Origin of the sequence: Companilactobacillus crustorum JCM 15951, from assembly GCF_001434585.1 — a bacterium.
Lineage (GTDB): Bacteria > Bacillota > Bacilli > Lactobacillales > Lactobacillaceae > Companilactobacillus > Companilactobacillus crustorum.
The window spans coordinates 1-274 of record NZ_AZDB01000096.1; the positions used below are offsets into that span (position 1 = coordinate 1).

Consider the following 274-nt stretch of genomic DNA (forward strand, 5'->3'; position numbering starts at 1 on the left):
AAGTGCAACACAAAAGTTAGACAAAATTGAATATTTTTAAACTGCTAAGGCATGTTCCCTGTATTCGCAGGGAGTCATGCCTTTTGTTTTCTGTGATATTCGTCGATTGTTAAACCAATCGACGTAATTCTTTGTGATTTCCTTGAATTCTCCAATATCTTTACACTGTGGAAATCCATTAAGACATTCTGTTTTAAGAAGATGAAAGAAGCTTTCAATTGGCGCATTATCAAGACAGTTTCCCTTACGAGACATGCTTTGTATAAATTTTTTT

Annotated in this window: 2 pseudogenes; both read right to left on the reverse strand. The window is 33.9% G+C overall.

Annotation, left to right across the window (positions count from 1 at the left end):
• Window positions 1-36: 36 nt before the first annotated feature.
• Window positions 37-201, reverse strand: a pseudogene (locus FD26_RS10805) (IS3 family transposase); the annotation flags it as partial.
• A pseudogene (locus FD26_RS11490) lies at window positions 183-274 on the reverse strand (transposase); the annotation flags it as partial. The pseudogenes FD26_RS11490 and FD26_RS10805, both read right to left, overlap by 19 nt.